The following is a 21,340-nucleotide window of genomic DNA, read 5'->3' as shown; positions in this document are numbered from 1 at the left end:
TTCTTTTTTTATGTTGATAAAAGGGTAAGACAACTATGTTGTTGAATAAGATAGGTTTAGAAAAAAGAAGCAGAGGGAGTATGGAAATGCAAAAATATATTGTTTTTGACTTTGATGGCACATTAGTAGATTCACAAAATATATTTGTACCAATTTATAATCAACTTGCTGAAAAGCACGGATATAAAACGGTAAGGGAAGACGAAATCGAGTATTTACGCAAGTTAACGATGCCGGAGAGATGTAAACAACTCGATGTACCGCTATATAAACTACCAGTATTAGCGCTGGAGTTTTATAAATTGTATCAACCTGCCATAAAAGATCTTATTTTGTTCCATGGGATGAAGGAAGTATTAGATGAACTACATAAAAAAGGTTACGGAATTGCAGTCATATCATCGAACTCAGAAGAGCATATTCGGGCATTTTTACACAATAATGGTATAGAAAATATACAAGAAGTGTATTGTTCTAAAAATTTGTTCGGTAAAGATAAAATGATAAAAAAGTTTTTAAAATCGAAAAAAATAACAGAGAAAGATATGTTGTATGTCGGTGATGAACAGCGAGACGTAGCAGCTTGTAAAAAGGCTGGGGTGAACGTAATTTGGGTATCTTGGGGATATGATGTCATTGAAACAGTGAAAAAAGATGCACCAGATTATATGGTTCATAAGCCGATGGAAATTGTGCAAGTAGTACAAGGAGCGTATTCTTAATATGAATACACTTCGAGCAGGTATTCATCATATTGAATTTTGGGTAGCAAATTTAGAGGGGTCCATTTCTTTTTATGATGTATTATTTTCCACAATTGGATAGAGGAAGTTAAATGATGTATCATATAGTGCAGGTAAAAGTGAAATATATTTTAAAGAAGTAGATGGGGAGATTGTAAAGACTTTAGGACCAAGACATATTTGTTACCGAGCTATTAAAAGAGAAGTTGTTGATGAGGTAGCAAATTTTCTTTCTAGTATGAAAGTTAACGTAATACGTGGTCCGATTGAAAGGAATCATCATTCGGAAGGGTACTATACGATTGATTTTTATGATCCGAATGGGTTTATTATAGAAGTAGCTTACACACCAAATGTAGAAATGTAAGGGGAATAAACATGAAGACAATTACAGCATGGCAAAATAATATACAAATAGTAAAAGAAGCAGTGGGTATTGAGGAAATTTTCAAAGGTTTCTCACCTGATAAGAAATATATAATTACGAGTGCAAATAATGAAAAATATTTATTGCGGACAGGCGATATAAAAGAGTATGAAAGAAAGAAAATAGAGTTTCAAATTTTAAATGAAATGCAAAACCGTAGTGTGCAAGCACAAAAACCAATTGAAATGGGTTTGTTGGCAGAAGAAGGTTTATGCTATGGCATTTTTTCATATTTAGAAGGGGAAGATGCGAAGAAGCTATTGCCTACGTATTCACCAAAAGAACAATATAATATTGGTATAGAGGCAGGAAAAGATTTAGCAAAAATGCATACATATAAAGCTCCTAATGATATACTTCCATGGTATGAAAGGGCTATGAAAAAACATCGGAAATATTTAGAGGCATACAAAACATGCGGAATAAAAATAAAAAATGATGATAAAATCATTAAGTTTATCGATGAAAATGAAAAATATTTACAAAACCGCCCCAATCGATTTCAACACGATGATTTTCATTTAGAAAATATAATTGTACGGGATGGAAAGTATGTAGGAGTTGTTGATTTTAATGGCTACGACTGGGGCGACCCACTTCATGATTTCGTAAAAATCGCACTATTTGCACGGGACATTAGTATCCCATATGCGATTGGACAAATTACTGGATATTATAACGGAAGAATACCTGAGGAGTTCTGGAGATTATATGCGGTGTACGTTGGCATGACGGTTTTCTCTTCAGTTGTCTGGACATTACGAGCAGCACCGCATATGTTAGATGATACGTTAGAACGTCTTGCTGTAGTTTTAGAGGATCATAAAGACTTTGAGCTATTAAAGCCAAATTGGTTTCAACCAGAAAAAATTGATATGAAATAGAAAAGGTAGGTGTGGGTCACATCTACCTTTTATTTTTTACCATTCTTCGTTTTGAAGTAGTTGCAATGCTAATTTTAAATCCACATCTTCTTGTATATGTTCCGGAGTCCACGGGATATGTATATGTGGTTGTATACCAATTCCGGACATTCCTTTGCCCTTATCTATAATTGAAAGTCGTGAAGTAGGGTAGTAAAGAGCGAATGTATCAGCCCATTCCATTACTGCTAAATTAGAATAATCATTTAAACCAGCAGTAGGACGACCTATTACTTTTACTTTCAATGATTTTTTTGCAACTTCTACAAAAGAATCACCAGAACTCCCACATGTAACATCTGTTAATATAACTACTCTACTCGGTAATTTTCGCCCATGTATTTTTAATGTCTGGAGTTCTTTTGGTAACCCAGAAGTATCAAATGTAACGAATCCTTTTTTATAATTCTTTTTTAAATCTTGAATAAACATATTAGTGAATAATTTGGAAAGTTCATCTAAAGAATCATAATCTTCTATTTCTATGTCTTTCATTCTTAAATGAAAGTTTCGTTCTGTATGATTTAATTGCATTGTTTCTGAAGAATCGAAAAGAGAAATTTCTTTGTCTTCAAATAAGTAAGGAAGTAGGTTAAAAAATGCATCATCACTTCCGCCACGATTTAATCGCACATCTATAATTAAATTCGGAAAAGCATTAAGCTTATTTTTGTGTGAGTCTAATAATGTATTAATAGCTTCAGCATTTGCGAAATCCGTCAAAGTAATTAAGAGTGTATCTTTATTATATTGTTTAAATGAATAAATGGGCGTGTATTCGCTTTGTTTATACTTTTGTAAAGTAATGGTTTCGGTTACTTCATCTTCATCTATAAGTGTACAATTTGATGATTGTAATAAAACATAATCCCATTTTTCATGTTCATATGTATTCTCGTTTAAATATTTCTTATATTTTATTATTAGATCAGGAATTTTCATATTGTCTAATGCAAGGATAGCTTGTCCTTTTTTTACTCGTTTTTCTTCAGACGTAGATGTAATATATAGGCGGTCTTCGTATCTTTTCACCTGGAAGCCAACACTGTTTAGAGGTTGATTGTTAGAGTACATTTTGAAAAACATATGCTTGTCTTTAAAGTCTAGTAAGTAATCACGTACGATTTCAGTAAATTGTACTGGTGTTAGTTCCCCTAGTCTCTCTAGTTTCTCAACTGCCTGTAAATAAGTAGTAGGATCGTCCCATCCTTCCTTATCTATACAGCCTGAATAATCGTGATGAGTAATCGAAACAACTTCTTTAAAAATTTCTGAGTACACGGCTTTTCCTCCTTACAATTTAAATAGTTAAATAAAGTGATTCTTTGTTCAATACGTAAAATCCTTTATTTGGATGGGAATTGTAATGGAAAATAGAGGGAAGTGTTATCATCCCTCTATTAAAACTTTATTTAATTTTCTTAAATGCAAGCGGCTGAGTACTTAACATAGCTGGCACATGTAACTGAAGAGATGGGAAATCACCACTTACATTCATTTCATAAGCGAATAATAAACTCATTTTCATTTGGAATAAATCAACTTTTGCAGAGAAGATGTCGTAATGATGATGCCCTAATTGAATATCCATCTCCATAAATTGTACAAATAACGAATTATCTCGTTTGTATACTTGTAATGTTCCATATGCAGGATGTTCAAAATTACCAGTATAATCCTCTAATTTATGAGAAGGTGTAGTCCCTTTAATTTGTTCAGGAAGTGATTCAGTTGCTTCTTTCATCATTTCCTTCATATTTTCAGTATCTTCTACAGCACGTTTATGCCAAGCGATAGATTCTAATTCAAGTAGTTCGTCATAAATTTGATTAGCGAGATAAGTAGGTAGTAATGTGCCTCCGGCATTCGTTAATATAACAAGACCCACATTTTCATTTGGCATGAATGAAACAAGCGCTGAAAATCCATCAATATTACCGCCATGATGAATCACCTTTTTACCACGATAAGCGCTTATAAACCATCCAAGACCGTAACTATTTAATGGAGATTCAGGAAGTGATAAAACTGGTTGATCTGGAATGGAATTATGTGGTGTATACATTTGTTGTAATAATTCAGAGGAGAGTAATTCATGGTCTCCAAATTTCCCTTTGTTTAAGTGAAGAAGTACCCAATTTGCCATATCTTCAATTGTAGAATTAATACACCCAGCAGCGCCGACTGTATCGATGTTATGGAATGGAACTTCTTTTATATCACCTTCATTTTCAATGTAAGGTAAAGCATAGTCATCTGTAGTTTGTGAATCTGTAACAGAGAAGTTTGTATGCCTCATATTTAAAGGCTCTAAAATATGTTCTGTAACATATTGTTCCCATGTTTGATTCGTAATGTTTTCTACAATATAACTAATTGTCGCATACATTAAGTTGTTATAAAGAAATGAAGTCCGAAACGGTGCATCAAGCGGTAAATGTTTTATTTTTTCGACAAGATCTTCTCGAGATAAGGAAGAGCTATACCAAAGAGCCTCATGACGGCTTACACCAGTTCGATGAGAAGCTAAATCTCGTCCGGTAACTTGTGAGCTAGCAAGTAGTTCAGATAAAGAGAAGTTAGGTATATAAGACTGGACAGGACTATCCCAATTAAATTTTTTTTGTTGTGCTAATAAACTTAATGAAAGTGTGCCAAAAGCTTTCGTTGAGGAACCAATTGCGAACCGAGTACTCGGTGTAACAGCCTCTTTTGTCTCTATATTACGATAGCCGAAACCTTCTGAAATAATAACTTCACCATTTTTTATAACAGCTACAGCACAACCAGGAACATGTAAATCCTTCATCATTTTTTCAACCGTTGTTTGTAAAGATGTCATAACAGGCGTTTCAATTTTAGACATACTTCTAACCTCCAAATATAAATTTTGTTCTACCGCACTATACTTTCGGTAATAGAAAATAAAAACCTTTATAAATATGGAAAGTTAATAATTTTGTAAGAATGAATAAAATTATTATTTATTTAGAATTTTATTTTTATTATAATTAATTTAAATTAAGATTTAGAAAAGATGGTGAAGAAGTGTGCTAACAATAAAGAGAGTGCTTTGTGATAATAAAAAAAATCCGATAGGTATAGATTCAAAAGTTGTTAAAATGAGTTGGCAGCTTGAGTCGAGGAACCGAAATGTAAAACAACTTGCTTATCAATTGCAGGTTGCGAAGGATAGAGATTTTGAGATTATAATGTTTGATTCACAAAAAGTAGAAACAGATCAAAGTGTACATATACCAGTCAATTCATTTTCATATAAAGCAGAGACGCGTTATTTTTACCGGGTAAAGGTATGGGATAATTACGGAGAAGAATCATCTTGGTCTAAAGTTGCATTTTGGGAGACTGGATTACAAGGGAAAGATAACTGGAGCGGGAATTGGATTGCTGCGAAAAAAGAGTGCACGCAAGTTATGTCCTTTAAAAAAAGCTTTTCTATTAAAAAAATAGTTAAAAAAGCACGTTTATATATTACTAGTTTAGGATTATACGATGCTTCTATAAATGGAGAGCGTATTGGAGATTGTTATTTTACTCCCGGATGGACAAGTTATGATAAAAGGGTATTGTATCAAACATATGATATAACGCATGTATTAAAGATTGGGCATAATGATATTTCTACTCTAGTAGGCAACGGCTGGTATAAAGGGCCGATTACCATGCATCATGTACGTAATTATTATGGGAAAAGACGTGCGGTAATTGCTCAAATACATATAACATATGAAGATGGAACGAAAGAAAAAATTGTAACAGATGAAACATGGAAAGTAACGCCAAGCCCTATTTTGTATTCGGAAATATATGAAGGGGAGGTTTATGACGCTAGGCTAGAAGAAAGTGATCAAGAGCTAGAAGATGTTGAAGTAATTGTGCATTCTAAGCAAATAATTGTTGCACAAGAAAATGAAGCAATTCGTAAAATGAAAATTATAAAACCGATCGCTATTTCAAAACTACCAAATCATGAATGGCTTATTGATATGGGACAAAATATGGTAGGTTGGGTTCAATTTATAGTCCGTTATGTTTATAGTGGCCAAAAGATAGAATTGCATCACGCTGAAATATTGAATAAAGACGGTAGTTTTTACGCTGGAAATCTCCGAAAGGCAAAACAAAAAATAGTGTATATAGCAAAAGGAGAGGAAGAGGAGACGTTTGAACCTCATTTTACATATCAAGGCTTTAGGTATGTGAAAATAAGTGGATTAACCCAGCCACCTCAAATAGCAGATTTTGAAGGGGTTGTATTACATACAAATATGGAAAAAGCGACTGAATTTGAAACGTCGAATCCATTAATTAATCAACTGCATCATAATGTGGAATGGTCTCAAAGAGGGAACTTTTTTGATGTGCCAACAGATTGTCCTCAGCGAGATGATCGACTTGGATGGACAGGAGATGCACAAATGTTTATTGGGACAGCTACGCAAATTATGAATGTGCAATTGTTCTTTAAAAAGTGGCTCCAAGATTTATCATTAGATCAAAATGTTAATGGAGCTGTGCCGTTAGTTATTCCAGATGCGTTTGGGAAAAGAGCGGATTTTGATTTACATACTTCTGGTGGTTGGGGCGATGCAGCAATTATATGTCCGTGGGTTCATTATTTACATTACGGAGATGTATCGATTTTAAAAGAACAATATGACAGTATGAAGAAGTATATAGATTACATACGTTCACAAGGTGAAAATGAGTATTTATGGGATACAGGCTATCATTTAGGAGATTGGCTCGCATTAGATACGAAACCTGATGTATATGAAGGCGGAACAGACAAGCATTTTATTGGGACAGCTTATTATGCGTATTCTACATCGCTTTTACGAAAGGTTGCTGAGATTTTAGGTGAAAATACAGATGCTAAGTTTTATGCAGAGCTACATGGAAATATAGTTCAAGCGTTTCAAAATGAATTCGTTACACCGAATGGTAGGTTAATTTCAAATACCCAAACAGCCCACATATTAGTACTTCTTTTTGAACTAGTGAAAGATAATGTGAAGGAGAAAGTATTTAATCGCTTAATTGAGCTTTTAAAAGAAAATAAAAATCATTTAACAACAGGTTTTATAGGAACACCGTATTTAAATTTAATATTAAGCAAGTTTAACCGTCATGACCTTGCTTGTAAGCTTCTATTTCATGAAGATTATCCATCATGGTTATATCAAGTGAAAAAAGGTGCCACAACGATTTGGGAACATTGGGATGGCGTGAAAGAGGACGGAACACTTTGGAATGATAGTATGAATTCGTACAATCATTACGCATATGGCTCTATCGTTGAATGGATATATCGATATATTGTTGGAATAGAAGTGGATGAAACAAATCCCGCATATAAACATTTTTATGTACAACCACATTTTGATTCGAATTTAGAATGGATTAGAGTAAAACGTGAGACAGCTTATGGAGAAATTAAGATTGAGTGGCGTGTAGAAAATGAACAAGCCCTTCTACAAATTTCTGTACCACCTAATACAAGCGCTACATTACGGATAGATGAAATGAATTGGCAGGCAGAACATAATATGGAAAGGGATTTAGGATCGGGCGATTATAAATTTACTTTTTGTAAAAATATATTGGAGTAGAATTCTGTTTATATAGAAATATTTTTTATTGGTTAGGATGATTAAATTTACTATTTTTCATGTTATGATAAATTCCATATAAGATTGAAAGAAGGTTTTTCTACATATGAAACATGCTGAAAATGAATACTTAAATTTATGCCGTCATGTAATGGAGCACGGTACGAAGAAAGAAGATCGTACAGGGACAGGCACTGTATCTGTATTTGGTTATCAAATGCGTTTTGATCTAAGTAAAGGTTTTCCTTTATTAACGACAAAGAGAGTGCCGTTTCGCCTTGTAGCAAGTGAATTGCTTTGGTTTATGAAAGGTGATACAAATATTCGCTATTTATTGCAGCATAATAATAACATTTGGAATGAATGGGCATTTAAGAGCTGGGTAGAAAGCGATGAGTATACTGGTCCTGATATGACTGATTTCGGTCTTCGTTCACAACAAGATGAGGAATTTAAAGTGCAGTACGATGAGCAAATGGAATTGTTTAAAAAGAACGTTTTAGAAGATGATGATTTCTCAAATAAATATGGTTATTTAGGAGACGTATATGGTAAGCAGTGGCGTGCTTGGAAAACGACAGCTGGTGAGACGCTTGATCAGTTAAAAGATGTAATTGAAATGATTAAAAAAACACCAGACTCACGTCGTTTAATCGTTTCTGCTTGGAACCCTGAAGATGTACCAAGTATGGCATTACCGCCTTGTCATACGCTATTCCAATTTTATGTAGCAGATGGCAAACTTTCTTGTCAGCTATATCAAAGAAGTGGTGACATATTCCTTGGAATTCCATTTAACATTGCAAGTTATTCATTACTAACACATTTAATTGCACATGAATGTGGTCTTGAAGTGGGTGAATTTGTTCATACAATTGGAGATGCACACATTTATACAAATCATTTTGAGCAAATAGAAAAGCAATTGGCACGTGAACCACGTCCATTCCCGAAACTTACATTAAATCCAGATGTGAAATCTGTGTTCGATTTTGAAATGGAAGACTTAACGATTGAAGGATATGATCCACACCCAGCAATTAAAGCACCAGTTGCAGTGTAATTGTAGAGGAGATGAAAAGATGATAGTTTCATTTATGGTCGCAATGGACGAGAATAGAGTAATTGGTAAAGATAATAATTTACCTTGGCGTTTACCGAGTGAATTACAGTATGTAAAAAAAACAACGATGGGTCATCCGCTTATTATGGGCAGAAAGAACTATGAAGCGATTGGTAGACCACTGCCTGGAAGACGTAATATTATTGTAACTCGTAATGAAGGATATCATGTGGAAGGCTGTGAAGTAGCACATTCTGTAGAAGAAGTGTTTGAGCTATGCAAAAATGAAGAGGAAATTTTTATTTTTGGCGGGGCGCAAATTTATGATCTCTTTTTACCTTACGTAGACAAGTTATATATAACAAAAATCCATCATGCATTTGAAGGAGATACATTCTTCCCAGAAATCGATATGACAAATTGGAAAGAAGTTTTTGTAGAAAAAGGTTTAACAGATGAAAAAAATCCTTATACGTACTATTACCATGTATATGAGAAGCAGCAATAATAATAAAGGTTGATGTGAAAATTCACATCAATCTTTTTATTTGTATTCATCAATATGAGTTTATAGATGACATTCGATAGTGCTATAATGAAAGATGCATGTAAAAATGCTAAAATTTTCTAAAGTATTTGTGTAGAAAAAGGAGGAGAATCGATTGAGAAAGATATGGGGGATTCTTTTTCTTTGCTTAACATTCATGTTAGTTGGATGTGGTAAAGAAGAAAAACCACAAGAAGCATTTGATACATATGCAAAAGCATGGAATAAACAAAAATTTGCAGAAATGTATGATCAATTATCAGAAAAGGCAAAAAAAGATATTTCAAAGAAAGAGTTCACTGAGAAATATGAAAAAATTTATTCTGGCATTGAAGTGAAAGATTTAAAAGTAGAAACAGGGGAAGTAAAAGAAGATAAAAAAGATGAAGGTCCTGTCCCTTTTAAAGTAAGCATGGATACAGTGGGTGGTAAAATCACTTTTGGCCATGAAGCAAAAATGGTGAAAGAAAAAGATGGAGATAAAGAATCTTGGAAAGTAGATTGGACTCCTGATTTCATATTCCCAGGCATGACGAAAGATAGTAAAGTACGCATGCAAACGACGCAACCAAAACGAGGAGAAATATATGACCGTAACGGTAAATATCTTGCGGTAAATGGTAAAGCCTCTGAAATCGGAATGATTCCTGAACAGCTAGGGGATGCTGCTCCGCAAACGAAAGAAACAGTAGCGAAGTTGTTAAATATGTCTGTAGAAGAAATTGATCAAAAATTAGCTGCTAAATGGGTAAAACCAGGGTATCTCGTACCAATTGGAATTTTGCCTGAAGGGGCAACACAAAATACGTACATTGATTTACCAGGTGTTGCAACAAAACCTGTAAATGTTCGTACATATCCGTTAGGGGAAGCGGCAGCTCATCTGACTGGTTATATTGGAAAGGTTAATGCTGAAGATTTAAAAACGCTACAAAAGAAAGGCTATCAAGCTGATGACCCAGTTGGTAAAGCTGGTTTAGAGCAAGTATTAGAGGAAAAGCTACGCGGTAAAAAAGGTGGCCGTGTCTTTGTAGAAGATGCGCAAGGAAAAGAAATTAAAAACTTGGCAAAAACAGATGCTGTTGATGGAGAAAATGTAACTTTAACGATTGATAGTGCTGTTCAAGAAAAAACGTATAATGAAATGAAGGGCGAAGCTGGTTCAAGTGCAGCAATTAATCCGAAAAGTGGAGAAACAATTGCACTAGTAAGTAGTCCAGCATATGATCCTAATATAATTGCAAGAGGGACATCAAAAGCACAACGCGAAGCATGGAATAATGATCCGAAAAAACCAATGACAAATCGATTTACACAATTGTCGGTACCAGGTTCTGTATTTAAACCAATTACAGCTGCAATTGGTCTTGAAACGAAAACGATTGATCCAAAAGAAGAGTTGAAAATTGAAGGATTAAAATGGACAAAAGATTCTTCTTGGGGTAATTATTATGTAACGCGTGTAAAAGATGCAAATCCGATTGATCTTGATAAGGCGATGAAATACTCGGATAATATTTACTTCGCACAAGAAGCTTTGAAAATCGGAAAAGACAAGTTTATGAGTGAAGCGAAAAAATTCGGATTCGATGAGAAACTACCAATTGAATATGGATTCCCAGCTTCTAAAATCGCAAATGATGGTATTAAAAATGATATTCAAATGGCAGACACAGGTTATGGACAAGGGCAAGTATTAATGACGCCACTCCATCTAGCATTAACGTACGCACCAATTGTTAATGATGGAAACATACCTTCTCCATATATTATTAAAACAGATAAGCAACCAAAAGTTTGGAAAGAGAATGTAATTTCAAAAGGCAATCAGGATATATTAAAAACTGCTATGACGAAAGTAATTAATGATCCAGATGGTACTGGGAAAATTGCTAAAATTGATGGCATGACTCTTGCTGGAAAAACAGGTACAGCAGAATTAAAAGTATCAAAAGAGGCCGAAGGAAAAGAACTAGGCTGGTTCGCTGCATTTGATTTAAATTCACCAGATATGGTCATTACCATGATGATTGAAGATGTAAAAGGTAGAGGTGGAAGTAACATTCCAGCTGAAAAAGTAAAACATGTATTTCAAAAATAATATGTAATAAAAGGCTGGCTCTATAATTTGTAGAGCTAGCCTTTTTATATGAAGGAATTCTTAATATTTGTATACTGAATTTTAAGGAAACGAAATAAATCATTAACTTACGAAAAAAAAGTAGCTATTTTTTATTGACATCGATTAAAACTTTTTGTATTATACTTACATAAGGTAAGTTATTAACTTTTAAAAAACAAATCTTGAATTAAAGATAAAAAGAAAAAAGGGAGAGAATACAATGACAAAAGTACTATTTATTACAGCAAATCCAAATTCAGCAGAAGGTTCTTTCGGAATGGCAGTAGGGGAAGCTTTCATCGAAGCTTATAAAAACGAACATCCACAAGACGAAGTTGTAACAATTGATCTATTCAACACTACAGTACCAGCAATCGATGCAGATGTATTTGCTGCTTGGGGTAAATTTGCAGCAGGTGAAGGTTTTGAAACTTTAACTGAAGTTCAACAACAAAAAGTTGCAGCAATGAACACAAACTTAGAAACATTTATGCATGCAGATCGTTATGTATTCGTAACTCCAATGTGGAACTTTAGCTACCCACCAGTAGTAAAAGCATACTTAGATAACGTAGCAATCGCAGGTAAAACATTCAAATATACTGAAAATGGTCCAGTCGGCTTATTAGAAGGTAAAAAAGCGCTTCATATTCAAGCAACAGGTGGCGTATATTCTGAAGGAGCATACGCAGCTGTAGACTTCGGTCGCAATCACTTAAAAACTGTATTAGGATTTGTCGGTGTAAATGATACTGAATATATTGCAGTTGAAGGTATGAATGCAAACCCTGAAAAAGCACAAGAAATTAAAGAAGCAGCAATTGCTAATGCTCGTGAATTAGCAAAACGTTTCTAATATAGAATGCTTAAAAAGTCCAAACACTTGCTGTTTGGACTTTTTTTCTTCTTTTTCCTTCGTTTGTCTAGTATAATGAAGGTCGGAATGATAATAGGTGGGGGTTCTGTATGATTCAAACGTTTTTTAAAATCTTTTATTTAATTTTAATCGTAATTGCGATTACACCGAGAATGTGGCGTCTTAAAAGACAAGTAAATACGATGGCGCCACAAGAAAAAGATAATGCTGTGTATAAAACAACAAATTGGTTTGGTAAGAAAATGGTACGTGTAGCTGGAGGGACAGTAGAAGTGAAAGGACTTGAAAATGTTCCGAAAGACAAGCCAGTACTAGTTGTAAGTAATCACCAAAGTAATATGGATATCCCTATTTTACTAGGTTACTTAAATAAACCAATTGGATTCGTTTCAAAAGCAGAGATTAAAAAGTTTCCAGTTGTACCAACTTGGATGGAACTGATGAATTGTGTATTTATGGATCGTAGCGATCGTCGTCAATCTCTTCAAGCGATTAAAGATGGAATTGAACTTTTAAAGAATGGACATTCTATTGTAATTTTCCCTGAAGGAACGAGAAGTAAGGGTGGCGAAGTTGGAGAGTTTAAAGCTGGAAGTTTTCACCTTGCAGTAAAATCTGGTGTAGCAATTTTACCTGTAACACTAGATGGGACATATAAAATGTTTGAAGCGAATGGAAACCGTATGAAACCAGCTCATGCAACAGTAACAATTTCTAAGCCGATTACACCTGAAGAGTATGCGAATATGGATATTAAAGAGTTAACGAAGCATACACAGGAAGTTATCGCATCACAATTACATAAGTAATAAAAAAGGTTTCAGCTTGATATAAGCTGAAACCTTTTTATTATGCTGCAGGTAAGACGTAAAAGAGTACACAGAAGAACATCATCGCACTACCACCTAAGACGAAAAGATGCCAAATGGCATGATTGAAAGGCAACTTTTCCCAAAGGAAGAATATAGCCCCGACAGAATATAAAATTCCGCCTGCTAAAAGTAGTGAAAAACCATGTCCAGTTAGATTTTCATAAAGTGGTTTAATGGCTACGATTATGAGCCATCCCATTATGATATAACATAATGTTGATGCCTTAATAAAGCGACGTACAAAGAAAATTTTGAAGACGATACCTCCGATTGCTAGTGTCCATATAATAGCGAGTAACGTCCAGCCTAATGTTCCGCGAAGTGTAATAAGTAAAAAAGGAGTATATGTGCCAGCGATTAATAAATAAATGGCTGAGTGATCTAGTATAGTAAATAATTTTTCTACTTTTGGATGGTGAATGCTATGTAGCAATGTTGAAAACAAGTACAGTAAGAACATGCTTACACCATAAACCGTAAAGGCAACTACTGCAGATGCGGTACCATGTTTAGAGGCGTGAATAATCAATATAATTAAGGCAGGGATGCTTAAAATGGCACCGATACCATGTGTAATTGCATTTGCAATTTCTTCTTTAACAAATTGTGTCATTCGTGTCATTTTTTCAGTCATAATGCAAATCCTTTCTACTATCATAAAATAATATGTCGTTTCCCTTACCATATCATACACAAGGGCAATAGAAAATGAAATTTGTATAATTGATTATATTTTTGAATTTTTTTGACAAAAGGCAATGGATTTGTTGACGTTTTCAAACTTTTTTGACAAAATAAAATTATGTAATAGTAGGACAAGGAATCTACTAATAAAGGGGATGGAGAAATGTTTTCAAATATTGGCTTTCCAGGGTTAATTTTAATTTTAGTAGCTGTACTCATTTTATTTGGGCCTAAAAAATTGCCGGAGATCGGAAAGGCTTTAGGGGAAACGTTAAAAGAGTTTAAAAAATCAACGAAAGAATTGACAGATGACGCATTTCAAGAGAAGGAAAAGAAGGAAAAAATGTAATGTATTTTCCTTGGAATGGATAAATAAAGTGTGGTGAACGAGATGGAAGATCAAGAAATGAGCGTAGTAGAACACATTGTTGAGCTTCGTAAACGAGTAATATATACAGTCTTATCATTTGTATTATTTTTAATTATTGGATTTACTTTTACGAAGGATATATATTTTTGGCTCGTAAAAGACTTGCCGATGAAGTTAACAGTTCTGGGACCGAGTGATGTATTGTGGATTTTTTTCTCGATTGCTACAGTATTTGCTATCGTTTGTACAATTCCTTTTGCTGCTATACAAATTTGGTTATTTGTAAAACCGGGTTTACATCCAAATGAACAAAAGATGACAGTGATGTATATACCGGTATTGTCCATATTATTTATTGCTGGTTTATGTTTTGGATATTTCGTTGTAATGCCGTTTTTATTTCATTTTTTAACTACGATAGGTAACGAAATGTTTAATACGATGTTTACGACAGAAAAGTATTTTCATTTTGTTCTTAATTTAACAGTTCCATTTGCTGTAATCTTTGAATTACCTGTAGTTGTAATGTTTTTAACAAGTATTGGATTGTTGACAGCGGAATTTCTCATAAAAATAAGAAGGTATGCATACGTAGCATTAATTATCATTGCATCGTGTATATCACCGCCTGATTTTTTATCACACAGTTTAGTAGCTGTCCCACTTATTTGTATTTATGAAATTAGTATCGCTCTATCAAAGATTGTTATTAAGCGCAAAAAGAAAAGAGAAGAAATTCAGTCGAAAAGTGCCTCGTTATGAAGGCACTTTTTTTATTTATTTGTTATACTCTAGCTATAAACGTATACAATATATAGAAGAAAAAAATTATAGAATCTCCAAAATTTAGACAAACTTTGCGCTTTTATAAGTTTATACTGAATGTATTAAGTAATTTACGGATAATGAGATTCCTGTCTTAAAGGATATTTAGGATGGGGGATGGATTAGGTGGAGATGAATAGAGGATAAATCTTCAAACTATAAGGATTAAAGGGATTGTCTAAGGATACTGTTGTATTCATAGGAGTCTCCACTTTAAACACGTGTTACAGCGTAAAGTAGAGAAAGTTCAAAATCCAATGAAAAAGAGGATTGATATTGTGATTACGAAAAGTTTTTATTTCACTCATTCAACAGGGGATTGTATTAAAATATTTGAAATCCCTGTCCTACAGGCGCAGCATCCATTATCGTTTCTAATTCAGTCTCGTCTTCAATTATTTATTGCAAAAATTCAAAAACAAAAACACCCAAGATTTTCGTATTCTTTCCGTGAATATTTACAAAATTGTTTGAAGTGGAATGATTATTTAAATGTATATAAAACAAATACTCTTGAAAAAAATGCATGATATAGAGTAGAGACAGGGTTAGAAACTCTGTCTTTTTCGATTTAGATATAAAAATATAATTAATTTGATGAAATTTCGTTCCAAATTGTTGAAAGCAATGGGAATACTAGTATAATAACAGGGAGAGCGTATTGGAAAGGGAAGAATATAATATGCAAAAAATTAAAATTGTAACAGATTCAACGGCAGATTTATCACAAGAGGTAATTGATAAGTATGACATTCATGTTCTACCATTATCAATCTCTGTAAACGGACAAACATATTTAGATCGCGTAGATCTACAACCGGATGAATTTATTGAAGAAATGCTTAAATCAGAGGAACTACCAAAAACATCACAACCAGCAATGGGTACATTTGTAGAAATGTATGACAAGCTAGGTGAAGATGGAAGTGAAGTACTTTCCATTCATATGACAAGTGGAATGAGTGGTACTGTGGCAACTGCAAATAGTGCTGCATCAATGACTGATACAAAAGTAACAGTTATTGATTCGCAATTTATTACACATGCTTTAGCATATCAAGTAATCGAAGCTGCGAAAATGGCAAATGAAGGACACCCACTAGAAGAAATTTTAAAACGTGTAGATGAAGTGAGAAAGAATACTCGTTTATATGTAGTAGTAAATACATTGGAGAACTTAGTGAAGGGTGGGCGTATCGGTAAAGGAAAAGCATTTATCGGTTCACTGCTTAATATAAAGCCAATTGCTAGCCTTGAAGATGGTGTTTATAACCCTGTAACGAAAGTGCGTAGCCAAGGCCAAATTGTAAAAACGTTAGCTAAGTTATTTGAGGAAGATACAGCTGGAAAAGTTGTAAAAGCTGTGGCAATTCCGCATGCGAAAGCAATTCCTTTAGCTGAAAGTGTAAAAGAGGCGGTTGAAAAAGTGAGTGGGTTTGCTCAATCAGAAATTTTCTATACAACGCCTATTATTAGTACTCATACAGGTCCGGGTGCAATCGGATTTATGTATTTAGCAGAGTAATAAAAAAGCTACTTGAAAATATATTTCAAGTAGCTTTTTTATGTAAATAGAAAGTAAGAAATAAGTAGGGCTATACAGGCACTACCGCTAATGATATAGCGCGTCTGTAAATATTCATTCATAGAAAGCACCCTTTATAATTTTCTATATTATATGTTAGTTATAGAAAATAAGTAGCTCAGTTATACATGTAATGTTTCAATTTTTTCATTCACTTGCTTATCATTTGTTATGCTATTATAAGTGAAAGTTTGACCTAAGAAGAGTACATGTAGTTGTTCCCACGGTAACATACGCAAATTCCAATTATTTCGAAGTCTAGTTATTGCTTCGCGGGGTGTTTCATCGGCGAGTGCAAAAGCTCCGTAATGCATTGGAATAAAATGCGTAGCGTTTAAATCTAAATAAGCTTGCACTGCCTCTTCAGGTGAAACATGAGATACTTTCATAAACCATTCTGGTTCATAAGCACCAATTGGCATAAGAGCAATATCAATTGAAAAGCGTTTACCAATTTCTTTGAAACCTTGGAAATAGCCACTGTCTCCACAAAAATAAATGGTTTCCTCCATATTGTCATTCTTAATAATCCAGCCACCCCAGTGAGAAGTATTCATATCAAATAATGATCTTCTCGTCCAGTGTTGAGCAGGGACGAAGTGAAAGGAAACGTCATCAATAGTCGTACTTCCCCACCATTTATACTCTTGTACATTTTTGAATTTTTTACGAGTAAATAATTTTTTTAGCCCAATGGGTACTAAGTATAATACGTCATCGTTAAGTTGGCGAAGTGTTGAAAAATCTAAATGATCATAATGACCATGTGAAAGAAGGACAATATCAATTTTAGGTAGTTCTTTTATAGAAAGTCCAGGTTCTGTAAGTCTTGGAACTAGCTTTAATTTATTGGCTAATACTGGATCCGTTAATATATTAAGTCCATTCGTTTGGATAAGAAAAGTGGAGTGCCCAATCCATGTGACAGTCGTTTTTTCAACATTACTTTGCAAAAATGCACTTTGTTTAACGGGTGATTGTTCTACTAAGAAAGAAAAATCTTTTTTGTTTTGCTTTCGTTCTTTACGCCAGCGTAAAAAAGAGCGAATTGATTTTTTTGTGCTAACATTATCCATATTTTCATAGCGCTTTGCCATGAACATCACCTCATTTAAAATCGTTGTAATTGTATTGTACCGAAATGTTGTTAAGGAATACAGTGTATAACATGGATGAATGTTTAAGTAATTGTAAAAAAATAGGGGTAGGTATTTACAAAAGTAAAAATAAAATTAGTTTTGCAACTTCTATTTAGAGAAATAATAGTGGGAAAATATATTTTGTCTAGTAATTCGCTTGAAATAAAGAAGTAACATACGTAAATTCGTACGATTTCGTGAACAAATGTAGTAAACAATTTTCTCGTAGTGTTAACTTTTGTTATGATAAACATAACCTATTTAAATTTAGGAGAGAGAAAAGAGGTTTATAAATGAAGCGATATCAAAAAGTAATTGGTCTTATGGTTGTATTTTGTCTCTTTGTACTTGCTGGATGTAGTGGATCAGGTTCAAAGCTTCGTAAACCATTGAATTGGGATTTAGAAACTTTCCAATTTACAAATCAAGATGGAAAGCCATTTGGCACAAAAGATTTAAAAGGGAAAGTTTGGGTTGCAGATTTTATGTTCACAAACTGTCAAACAGTTTGTCCGCCAATGACTGCTAATATGGCAAAACTGCAAAAGATGGCAAAAGAAGAGAAATTAGACGTTCAGTTTGTTTCGTTTAGTGTAGATCCAGACCTTGATAAGCCGGAGAATTTGAAGGCTTTCATTCAAAAGTTTACAGAGGATACTAGTAACTGGAATTTATTAACGGGTTATTCGTTAGAAGATATTACAAAGTTTGCAAAAGACAATTTTCAGTCACTTGTAGATAAACCTGAGAATGGTCAAGTTATGCATGGTACATCATTTTATTTAATTGATCAAAACGGAAAAGTAATGAAAAAGTATAGTGGCATTAGTAATACGCCGTACGAAGACATTATACGTGATATGAAGCGATTAGCGGATTAAAAAGAAGGGTGCAAAGCACCCTTCTTTTTTTTACATTAGTCTATGGATAAAATGTCATGTTGTTGAGGAAGTTTTGGTGCCCGAATTTCTAACACGCCATTTTGATACGAAGCTTTCGCAGCTTTTTTATTAATGGAGTACGGTAATTTAATCAATCTGGATGCTTCTGAAATGGAACGTTCTCGGCGATAATAGTTATGAGATGTTTCTTCTTCAGCCTCTTCGAGTATTTCTTCTTTTACAGAGACTTTTAAGTATTCACTTTGTATTTCAATTTGAATTTGTTCTTTTTGTATACCTGGTAGTTCAGCTGTAACAACGAGTTCTTCACCAACTTCATATAAATCTACAGGGAATGTTAATAAACGGTTTCCTTTTTGGAAAAAATGATTTAAATCAGCGATTACATTACGAAGTGGTGTTTGCTCGAAGAAATCATCGATTTGCTTTAAATAATTACGAACCGGTGGGCGAGAAGAGTCTTTTTTTTCTTCACTCATGATATTCCCTCCTAAAAATCAATTTGCAATATCATATGACAAAAGCGGAGAAAGGTGAGTGCCTAGTTTTCATGTTTTCATAAAAAATTGTTAAAAATGTGAAATGGAGTGATTTTTTTATAGTTTTTGGTCGCCATATTCAGTTGATTATGCTAGTATAAATAGGGTTGATATAGTAGTATAGAGACAGAATGAAAACTGAAAGAGGGTAAGAAGTATGTGTGGTTTTGTAGGATGTTTATGTGAAAACCCTAGAGAGTTTTCAGAAACAGAAAAACATCAATTTGAAAATATGAACACGATGATTTTCCACCGTGGTCCAGATGACGAAGGATATTTTCGTGATGAACATGTACAATTTGGCTTCCGCCGTTTAAGTATCATTGACTTAGAGGCAGGACATCAGCCGCTAACTTATGAAAATGATCGATATGTAATTATTTTTAATGGTGAAATTTACAACTATGTAGAATTACGTGAAATGTTACTTGAAAAAGGTGCAACGTTTTCAACGCAATCTGATACAGAAGTTATCATTGCATTGTATGCACATATGAAAGAAAAATGTGTAGACTATCTTCGTGGTATGTTTGCATTTATGATTTGGGATCGTGAAGAGAAGAAACTTTTCGGTGCACGTGATCACTTCGGTATTAAACCTTTATACATCGCACAACAAGGTGATACTACATTCTTCGCATCTGAGAAGAAAAGTATTATGCATGTGATGGAAGATAAAGGCGTTAATCCAACGTCACTGCAACATTACTTTACGTACCAATATGGTCCAGAGCCAGAAACATTAACAATTGATGTTAACAAAATCGAGCCTGGTCATTATTTCGTAAAAGAAATCGGTAAAGAGATGGAAATCCATCGCTACTGGAAGCCTTATTTCAATGCTTCAAGTGCAACGAAAGAGGAGCATATCCAAGCGATTCGTGATGTGCTATATGATTCAGTAAAAGTGCATATGCGTAGTGATGTACCAGTAGGTTCATTCTTATCTGGTGGTATCGATTCATCTATTATCGCTTCTATTGCAAGAGAAATGAATCCAAACTTATTGACATTCTCTGTTGGTTTTGAGCAACGTGGTTTCAGTGAAGTTGATGTTGCGAAAGAAACTGCTGAAAAATTAGGCGTTAAAAACCATAACGTATTCATTTCAGCGAAAGAGTTTATGGATGAGTTCCCAAAAATCATTTGGCATATGGATGATCCTTTAGCAGATCCAGCAGCTGTACCATTGTACTTCGTTGCAAAAGAAGCGCGTAAGCATGTAACAGTTGTTCTTTCAGGTGAAGGTGCAGACGAGCTATTTGGTGGTTATAACATTTATCGTGAGCCGAACTCACTAAAAATGTTCTCTTACATTCCTAGCCCAGGAAAGAGCGTCCTAAAAGCATTAAGTGGTGCTCTTAAAGAAGGCTTTAAAGGAAAGAGCTTCCTAGAGCGTGGATGTACGCCAATTGAAGAGCGTTACTATGGAAACGCGAAAATCTTCCGTGAAGAAGAGAAAGCGGAATTAATGAAGTATTACAATGAGAGTGTTAACTATATGGATATCACGAAACCATTGTATAACGAAATTAAAGATTATGATGATGTAAGCAAAATGCAGTACATTGACATGTTCACATGGTTACGCGGTGACATTTTATTAAAAGCTGATAAAATGACAATGGCGAATTCATTAGAACTTCGTGTACCGTTCTTAGATAAAGAAGTGTTTGATGTTGCATCTAAAATTCCAACTGAATTTAAGATTGCTAACGGAACTACGAAAGCTATTTTACGTGAAGCAGCACGCGGAATCGTTCCAGATCACGTATTAGATCGTAAAAAACTTGGATTCCCAGTACCGATTCGTCACTGGTTAAAAGACGAAATGCATGATTGGGCTATCAATATTATAAACGAGAGTAAAACAGAGCATTTAATCGACAAACAGTATGTATTAAACTTACTGGAAGCGCATTGTGCAGATAAAGGCGATTATAGCCGTAAAATTTGGACTGTACTTGCGTTTATGGTATGGCATCAAATTTATGTTGAGCATAAATACGATACGAATAAGTTCCACGAAGAAACGAAACGTGCGTATAGCTTAGTTTAATTAGAAAAACCTTAAGATCGCATACGGTCT

General features: G+C 34.1%; 19 protein-coding genes and 1 pseudogene. 15 read left to right on the top strand and 5 right to left on the bottom strand.

Annotated features, from left to right (window positions below; translation table 11 throughout):
- Positions 1 to 86 precede the first annotated feature (86 nt).
- The 3 genes and pseudogenes from DN390_RS14345 (at position 87) to DN390_RS14335 (ending at position 2,054) form a co-directional block, all read left to right on the top strand.
- Positions 87 to 722 carry an HAD family hydrolase gene (locus DN390_RS14345; RefSeq protein ID WP_141541878.1) on the top strand — a complete coding sequence of 212 codons (636 nt, stop codon included), beginning with the start codon at positions 87 to 89 and terminating at the stop codon, positions 720 to 722.
- Between the two features lies 1 nt (position 723).
- Positions 724 to 1,110: pseudogene (locus DN390_RS14340) on the top strand (VOC family protein).
- Between the two features lie 11 nt (positions 1,111 to 1,121).
- Positions 1,122 to 2,054, top strand: a complete 933-nt coding sequence (locus DN390_RS14335; protein WP_147807640.1) for an aminoglycoside phosphotransferase family protein — start codon at positions 1,122 to 1,124, stop codon at positions 2,052 to 2,054.
- Between the two features lie 36 nt (positions 2,055 to 2,090).
- Here DN390_RS14335 and DN390_RS14330 read toward each other — a convergent pair whose 3' ends face one another.
- Together DN390_RS14330 and DN390_RS14325 are read right to left on the bottom strand one after the other, a co-directional pair.
- Positions 2,091 to 3,374, bottom strand: coding sequence for a S41 family peptidase (locus DN390_RS14330; RefSeq protein ID WP_147807639.1), 1,284 nt, complete (start codon positions 3,372 to 3,374; stop codon positions 2,091 to 2,093).
- A 127-nt stretch (positions 3,375 to 3,501) separates the two neighbouring features.
- On the bottom strand, positions 3,502 to 4,959 hold the full coding sequence (locus DN390_RS14325; RefSeq protein WP_147807638.1) for a serine hydrolase: 1,458 nt from the start codon (positions 4,957 to 4,959) through the stop codon (positions 3,502 to 3,504).
- A gap of 184 nt (positions 4,960 to 5,143) precedes the next feature.
- Between DN390_RS14325 and DN390_RS14320 the strand changes: the two genes are divergently transcribed.
- From DN390_RS14320 to DN390_RS14295, 6 genes are all read left to right on the top strand, one after another.
- Positions 5,144 to 7,726, top strand: coding sequence for an alpha-L-rhamnosidase (locus tag DN390_RS14320; RefSeq protein ID WP_147807637.1), 2,583 nt, complete (start codon positions 5,144 to 5,146; stop codon positions 7,724 to 7,726).
- A gap of 106 nt (positions 7,727 to 7,832) precedes the next feature.
- Positions 7,833 to 8,789 (top strand): thymidylate synthase, encoded by a 957-nt coding sequence (locus DN390_RS14315; RefSeq protein ID WP_147807636.1) that lies wholly within the window; start codon positions 7,833 to 7,835, stop codon positions 8,787 to 8,789.
- Positions 8,790 to 8,808: 19 nt separating this feature from the next.
- Positions 8,809 to 9,297, top strand: coding sequence for a dihydrofolate reductase (locus tag DN390_RS14310; protein WP_060630671.1), 489 nt, complete (start codon positions 8,809 to 8,811; stop codon positions 9,295 to 9,297).
- 154 nt (positions 9,298 to 9,451) lie between these two features.
- The gene (gene pbpC / locus DN390_RS14305) at positions 9,452 to 11,437 is read left to right on the top strand and encodes a penicillin-binding protein 3 (RefSeq protein WP_147807635.1); all 1,986 of its coding nucleotides are present in this window, start codon (positions 9,452 to 9,454) and stop codon (positions 11,435 to 11,437) included.
- Between the two features lie 241 nt (positions 11,438 to 11,678).
- Positions 11,679 to 12,314 (top strand): FMN-dependent NADH-azoreductase, encoded by a 636-nt coding sequence (locus tag DN390_RS14300; RefSeq protein ID WP_060630673.1) that lies wholly within the window; start codon positions 11,679 to 11,681, stop codon positions 12,312 to 12,314.
- A gap of 110 nt (positions 12,315 to 12,424) precedes the next feature.
- Positions 12,425 to 13,144, top strand: coding sequence for a lysophospholipid acyltransferase family protein (locus tag DN390_RS14295; RefSeq protein WP_147807634.1), 720 nt, complete (start codon positions 12,425 to 12,427; stop codon positions 13,142 to 13,144).
- Positions 13,145 to 13,184: 40 nt separating this feature from the next.
- Here the strand turns inward: DN390_RS14295 and trhA are convergent, their stop codons facing one another.
- On the bottom strand, positions 13,185 to 13,841 hold the full coding sequence (gene trhA / locus DN390_RS14290; RefSeq protein WP_060630675.1) for a PAQR family membrane homeostasis protein TrhA: 657 nt from the start codon (positions 13,839 to 13,841) through the stop codon (positions 13,185 to 13,187).
- Positions 13,842 to 14,054: 213 nt separating this feature from the next.
- Here trhA and DN390_RS14285 point away from each other — a divergent pair, with 213 nt between their 5' ends.
- From DN390_RS14285 to DN390_RS14270, 4 genes are all read left to right on the top strand, one after another.
- On the top strand, positions 14,055 to 14,240 hold the full coding sequence (locus DN390_RS14285) for a twin-arginine translocase TatA/TatE family subunit (protein WP_000492443.1): 186 nt from the start codon (positions 14,055 to 14,057) through the stop codon (positions 14,238 to 14,240).
- A gap of 42 nt (positions 14,241 to 14,282) precedes the next feature.
- Positions 14,283 to 15,023, top strand: coding sequence for a twin-arginine translocase subunit TatC (tatC, locus tag DN390_RS14280; protein WP_147807633.1), 741 nt, complete (start codon positions 14,283 to 14,285; stop codon positions 15,021 to 15,023).
- Positions 15,024 to 15,364: 341 nt separating this feature from the next.
- Positions 15,365 to 15,616, top strand: coding sequence for a DUF2535 family protein (locus DN390_RS14275; RefSeq protein ID WP_000629012.1), 252 nt, complete (start codon positions 15,365 to 15,367; stop codon positions 15,614 to 15,616).
- Positions 15,617 to 15,768: 152 nt separating this feature from the next.
- Positions 15,769 to 16,611: a DegV family protein gene (locus DN390_RS14270; RefSeq protein ID WP_147807632.1), complete on the top strand. Its 843-nt coding sequence runs from the start codon at positions 15,769 to 15,771 to the stop codon at positions 16,609 to 16,611.
- A 182-nt stretch (positions 16,612 to 16,793) separates the two neighbouring features.
- Here DN390_RS14270 and DN390_RS14265 read toward each other — a convergent pair whose 3' ends face one another.
- Entirely contained in the window at positions 16,794 to 17,768 is a 975-nt protein-coding gene (locus DN390_RS14265) for an MBL fold metallo-hydrolase (protein ID WP_147807631.1), read from the bottom strand.
- A gap of 335 nt (positions 17,769 to 18,103) precedes the next feature.
- On the opposite strand from DN390_RS14265, the gene DN390_RS14260 reads away from it, so the two are divergent.
- Positions 18,104 to 18,691: an SCO family protein gene (locus DN390_RS14260; RefSeq protein ID WP_097949271.1), complete on the top strand. Its 588-nt coding sequence runs from the start codon at positions 18,104 to 18,106 to the stop codon at positions 18,689 to 18,691.
- A gap of 35 nt (positions 18,692 to 18,726) precedes the next feature.
- On the opposite strand, the gene DN390_RS14255 is transcribed toward DN390_RS14260, so the two are convergent.
- Entirely contained in the window at positions 18,727 to 19,191 is a 465-nt protein-coding gene (locus DN390_RS14255) for an Hsp20/alpha crystallin family protein (protein WP_001288083.1), read from the bottom strand.
- Between the two features lie 217 nt (positions 19,192 to 19,408).
- Here DN390_RS14255 and asnB point away from each other — a divergent pair, with 217 nt between their 5' ends.
- Positions 19,409 to 21,310 carry an asparagine synthase (glutamine-hydrolyzing) gene (gene asnB / locus DN390_RS14250; protein ID WP_147807630.1) on the top strand — a complete coding sequence of 634 codons (1,902 nt, stop codon included), beginning with the start codon at positions 19,409 to 19,411 and terminating at the stop codon, positions 21,308 to 21,310.
- The last annotated feature ends 30 nt before the right edge of the window (positions 21,311 to 21,340 follow it).

Source organism: Bacillus sp. SH7-1 (assembly GCF_008042405.1).
Taxonomy (GTDB): Bacteria; Bacillota; Bacilli; order Bacillales; family Bacillaceae_G; genus Bacillus_A; species Bacillus_A thuringiensis_N.
This window is presented reverse-complemented; position numbering and strand designations above follow the sequence as displayed.

What these genes read in the sequence shown, in the direction of transcription:
- DN390_RS14310 (WP_060630671.1), top strand. Translation starts at nt 8,809, where the DNA reads ATGATAGTTTCATTTATGGTCGCAATGGACGAGAATAGAGTAATTGGT.
- DN390_RS14325 (WP_147807638.1), bottom strand. Translation starts at nt 4,959, where the DNA reads ATGTCTAAAATTGAAACGCCTGTTATGACATCTTTACAAACAACGGTT.
- DN390_RS14345 (WP_141541878.1), top strand. Translation starts at nt 87, where the DNA reads ATGCAAAAATATATTGTTTTTGACTTTGATGGCACATTAGTAGATTCA.
- DN390_RS14285 (WP_000492443.1), top strand. Translation starts at nt 14,055, where the DNA reads ATGTTTTCAAATATTGGCTTTCCAGGGTTAATTTTAATTTTAGTAGCT.
- DN390_RS14270 (WP_147807632.1), top strand. Translation starts at nt 15,769, where the DNA reads ATGCAAAAAATTAAAATTGTAACAGATTCAACGGCAGATTTATCACAA.
- DN390_RS14315 (WP_147807636.1), top strand. Translation starts at nt 7,833, where the DNA reads ATGAAACATGCTGAAAATGAATACTTAAATTTATGCCGTCATGTAATG.
- DN390_RS14260 (WP_097949271.1), top strand. Translation starts at nt 18,104, where the DNA reads ATGAAGCGATATCAAAAAGTAATTGGTCTTATGGTTGTATTTTGTCTC.
- DN390_RS14300 (WP_060630673.1), top strand. Translation starts at nt 11,679, where the DNA reads ATGACAAAAGTACTATTTATTACAGCAAATCCAAATTCAGCAGAAGGT.
- DN390_RS14295 (WP_147807634.1), top strand. Translation starts at nt 12,425, where the DNA reads ATGATTCAAACGTTTTTTAAAATCTTTTATTTAATTTTAATCGTAATT.
- DN390_RS14255 (WP_001288083.1), bottom strand. Translation starts at nt 19,191, where the DNA reads ATGAGTGAAGAAAAAAAAGACTCTTCTCGCCCACCGGTTCGTAATTAT.
- asnB (WP_147807630.1), top strand. Translation starts at nt 19,409, where the DNA reads ATGTGTGGTTTTGTAGGATGTTTATGTGAAAACCCTAGAGAGTTTTCA.
- trhA (WP_060630675.1), bottom strand. Translation starts at nt 13,841, where the DNA reads ATGACTGAAAAAATGACACGAATGACACAATTTGTTAAAGAAGAAATT.
- DN390_RS14265 (WP_147807631.1), bottom strand. Translation starts at nt 17,768, where the DNA reads ATGGCAAAGCGCTATGAAAATATGGATAATGTTAGCACAAAAAAATCA.
- DN390_RS14335 (WP_147807640.1), top strand. Translation starts at nt 1,122, where the DNA reads ATGAAGACAATTACAGCATGGCAAAATAATATACAAATAGTAAAAGAA.
- tatC (WP_147807633.1), top strand. Translation starts at nt 14,283, where the DNA reads ATGGAAGATCAAGAAATGAGCGTAGTAGAACACATTGTTGAGCTTCGT.